The 3,670-nt window shown below is 54.8% G+C and carries 3 protein-coding genes; all 3 read left to right on the forward strand.

Features of this window, described 5'->3' with window-relative positions; genetic code table 11:
• Positions 1-498: 498 nt before the first annotated feature.
• Entirely contained in the window at positions 499-1,764 is a 1,266-nt protein-coding gene (locus tag AACZ40_RS28540; RefSeq protein ID WP_291168929.1) for a PQQ-binding-like beta-propeller repeat protein, read from the forward strand.
• Positions 1,765-1,773: 9 nt separating this feature from the next.
• On the forward strand, positions 1,774-3,267 hold the full coding sequence (locus AACZ40_RS28545; protein ID WP_291168926.1) for a deoxyribodipyrimidine photolyase: 1,494 nt from the start codon (positions 1,774-1,776) through the stop codon (positions 3,265-3,267).
• An 83-nt stretch (positions 3,268-3,350) separates the two neighbouring features.
• Positions 3,351-3,670 (forward strand): methyltransferase domain-containing protein (locus AACZ40_RS28550; RefSeq protein WP_339677008.1); only part of this gene is annotated, 320 nt, incomplete at its 3' end.

Raw genomic sequence — 3,670 nt, forward strand, 5'->3', positions numbered from 1 at the left:
CAGGTACGAAATGGGATAGCCCGAAAGACGTGCGTCATTCATGTCTATTCACTCATTAATAAATTATGGTTTGGCGGGTAACTTACAGAGACAGAAACCATTTGTGATCCCCGCAGGGACTGCATGGATGAACTGCAACTGCACTTTTTCGGGTTCTGAAATCTCGCAGGCAGAATCAGTCAGAGTCCTCAAGACGCTCCGATAGCCCCCTGCCCGAAGAGACAGCCCCCCAGACTAGTATTGTAAAATCTCATCTCGTTTTACAATAAGCTTTTACAATTTTATTCTATTTTGAATTCGGTTCCGTTTTTTGACTTTAAAAAACAGGACTTTGACTATAACTGATCAATGCCTTGAAAGGAATGGAAATTCAATTTCCGCACTGGACACCTGAGAACATTCACAACACAGAATATCAGACATTCTAATCTTATTTATCCGACAAGCCGTGGTTCATTCCTGTCCCACTTCTGCACTGCCAGTTGATTTGAGGTCCCTATGTTATCTCGCTTTTATTTTTCGCTGGTGATCTTTCTACTGGGAAGTTTCTGCTCTACAGTACAGGCAGCAGAGCTCAAAGCGACAGACTGGTCGCAGTGGCGAGGCCCCCACCGTGACGGCACCGTCAGCGATACCGCATTGCCCGAGAGTCTGTCTGAACAGTCTCTGACCCAGGTCTGGAAAATTCCCCTCGGTCCCGGTTACTCGGGCCCCCTGGTCACAGCAGACCGAATTTTCGTAACGGAAACCATCGATCAGAAAACCGAAGTCGTGCGTGCCTTGAATCGCAAAACGGGGAAACAGATCTGGAAACAGGCCTGGCCCGGCACGATCAGCGTCCCGTTTTTCGCCAAAGAAAATGGTGACTGGATTCGGGCGACCCCCGCTTATGACGGTGAAAGACTGTACGTCGCCGGCATTCGGGATCTACTCGTCTGCCTGGATGCCACCAGCGGCGAGATCCTCTGGCGGATTGATTTCGTTGACAAACTGAACTCACCGCCCCCCGCTTTCGGCTTCGCTTCTTCACCGCTCATCGTCGGCGATTCACTGTATGTCCAGGCCGGAGGCGGCTTATGCAAAGTCGATAAGTTAAACGGCGAAATCAAATGGCGGACGCTGGAAGATGGAGGCGGCATGTTCGGCAGCGCCTTCTCTTCGCCTTATTACGCCACCCTGAATGGAGTTCCTCAACTGATCGTCCAGACCCGCACCACATTGGCAGGCGTCAATCCCGATGATGGCACCCCACTCTGGAAACAGGACATCCCAGCCTTTCGCGGCATGAATATTCTCACGCCCACGGTCCACGAGAATTCCGTCTTTACCAGCAGCTATGGCGGCAAATCGTTTCTCTTTACTCCCGGCAAAACCGGCGAACAGTCTGCCCCGCAGGAAACCTGGACCAACAGGGCACAGGGATACATGTCCTCCCCGCTGATCATTGAAGACCATATTTACCTTCACCTGCGCAATCAGCGCTTGACCTGCATCGATTTCAAAACAGGCGAAACCCGCTGGACCACAACTCCCTACGGGAAATACTGGAGTATGGTGACCGATGGGAAAAAAATACTCGCCCTCGATCAGACCGGGGATCTGCTGCTGATCCAGGCGAACCCGCAAAAGTTCGAACTGCTCGATCGACGCAAAGTCGCCGAAGATTCCTGGGCGCACATCGCTGTCAGCGGCAATGAAATTTTCATCCGCGCCCTGGATCACCTCGCAGTCTATCGCTGGAAAACTTCAGAAACCGGAAACTGACCGATTCGTATGAGCGTTCCCGAAATCCGCATTCGCACACTCAACCAGGCACCGCTGCAACAGAACGGCGATTACGTTCTGTACTGGATGATCGCCAATCGGCGGACCCGTTATAATTTCAGTCTGCAGCGGGCCGTGGACCTCAGCAAAGAACTCAACAAACCCCTGCTCGTTTTCGAAGCACTGCGTTGCGGCTACGAATGGGCCAGCGACCGTCTGCATCGATTCGTCCTGCAGGGGATGGCCGACAACCGGAAGAGCCTGCAAGACAGTCCCGCCGGCTATTACTGTTATGTCGAACCGGAAGCCGGCCATGGTGCGGGGCTGCTGGCTGCGTTGTCAAAGAAAGCCTGCGTGGTGGTCACCGATGACTTCCCCTGCTTTTTCATTCCCCATATGCTGAAAGCGGTCGCCCCCCGCTTGCCCGTGCGCCTGGAAGCCATTGATTCCAACGGGCTCCTGCCGCTGCGGGCCGCCTCTCAGATCTATCCCACGGCTTACGCGTTCCGACGCTTTCTGCACATAGCGCTGCCCGACCACCTGGACCAGATTCCCAAAATCAACCCGATGTCTCACATCGAGCTTCCCGAATTTTCCTCCGTGCCGAAGGAAATCCTCAAACGCTGGCCGATGGCATCCGACGATCTCCTGCAGGCCACACCCGAAGTACTGGCCGACCTGCCCCTCGATCATCGGGTCGGCCCGGCTGATTTTGACGGCGGGATGCAGGCAGCCGACAAAACGCTCAAACAGTTTCTCAACGTCCGCCTGGAACGTTATGCAGAAGAACGGAATCTGCCGGAAGAAGAAGTCACCAGCGGACTCTCGCCCTACCTGCACTTCGGTCATATCTCGGTGCATGAAGTATTCAAACGGCTCGCCGATCGTGAGCACTGGGATATCGAAAAATTAAGGGATCAGAAGGCGACCGGCAAACGGGCCGGCTGGTGGCAGATGAGTGAAACCGCCGAAGGCTTTCTGGACGAACTGATCACCTGGCGCGAGCTGGGTTACAACATGTGCTGGCAGCGCGATGATTATGACCAGTATGAGTCCCTGCCCGACTGGGCGCGGACGACGCTCGAAGAACACGCCTCCGACCAGCGCGATCCCTGCTACTCGCTCGAAGAATTCGAACAGGCCCGCACACACGATGCCCTCTGGAACGCCGCGCAAACACAGCTGGTCACGGAAGGACGCCTGCATAATTACATGCGAATGCTCTGGGGCAAGAAAATATTGCACTGGTCCGAATCTCCGCAGGCTGCGCTGGAGATCATGATTCACCTCAATAACAAGTACGCCGTCGATGGCCGCAACCCGAATTCGTATTCGGGTATCTTCTGGTGTTTAGGCCGCTACGATCGTGCCTGGGGACCCGAGCGACCCATCTTCGGAAAAATCCGCTACATGACCAGCGAAAACACGGCCCGCAAATTCAGCGTGGACGGTTACCTCGAACGCTACGGCAAAGAAAAGCGACAGGGTTCCCTCTTCGATTGAAGTCACAACACTCTAACGCTTAAACTGACTCCCACAACACAACCGATTTGATGGTTTAGTACCAGTCGAGGGGGAGTCCGGTTTTGAGCAGAGATCTATTTCAGGGAACGGTTCCCTACTATGCGCGTTACCGCGTTCCGTATCCGCAGCCACTCCTGTCACAGGTCTGCGAACAGGCGCAGCTGACCGGCACAGGACGACTGCTGGACCTGGGATGTGGCACGGGCGAACTCGCGATCCGCCTGGCGCCCCGCTTTCAGGAAGTCATCGCCGTCGACCCGGATGCGGAAATGCTGGCAACTGCGAAACAGAAAGCCCGGGATCAGCAGGTTCCAAATATCCAATGGCGCCATCACAGTGCCGAGCAGGTGACCGCGGAGCCAGGTTCCTGCGAACTGGTCAC

It is taken from the genome of uncultured Gimesia sp. (genome assembly GCF_963972345.1).
Taxonomy (GTDB): domain Bacteria; phylum Planctomycetota; class Planctomycetia; order Planctomycetales; family Planctomycetaceae; genus Gimesia.

What these genes read in the sequence shown, in the direction of transcription:
- AACZ40_RS28540 (WP_291168929.1), top strand. Translation starts at nt 499, where the DNA reads ATGTTATCTCGCTTTTATTTTTCGCTGGTGATCTTTCTACTGGGAAGT.
- AACZ40_RS28545 (WP_291168926.1), top strand. Translation starts at nt 1,774, where the DNA reads ATGAGCGTTCCCGAAATCCGCATTCGCACACTCAACCAGGCACCGCTG.